General features: G+C 48.8%; 1 protein-coding gene. It reads right to left on the reverse strand.

All coding sequences use genetic code 11. The features are described 5' to 3' along the window. Positions 1–46: 46 nt before the first annotated feature. Positions 47–301 (reverse strand): GIY-YIG nuclease family protein (locus tag QEH52_RS20465; protein ID WP_308952805.1); only part of this gene is annotated, 255 nt, incomplete at its 5' end.

Here is a 301-nt window from a genome sequence, read left to right on the forward strand (position 1 = left end):
ACTACGCCGGGGCAGGCTTCGATCTCGTTTTACTCGATCGAAGCACTTAAAAGTGCTTACTCGCAAAAGATCGGCCGGAATGCGATTTCAAATAGCGCTCGAAGGCCGCTGCTTTTTGGGCGTCTCTAAATGCGATTGCAGTTTCTATGCGCCAAGGACGAAACTTTGATGTATGCGGCACATCCCCCTTATTATGTTTAAGTAGGCGTTTTTGTAGGTCTTCAGTGCACCCCACATAGCGATGTTTTCCACATTCGGAGAGCAACATATAGACGTATTGAAAACCTGGCATGCCGGGGCG

Origin of the sequence: Thalassobacterium maritimum (assembly GCF_031127805.1) — a bacterium.
In the GTDB taxonomy this organism is placed as follows: Bacteria; Verrucomicrobiota; Verrucomicrobiia; order Opitutales; family Coraliomargaritaceae; genus Thalassobacterium; species Thalassobacterium maritimum.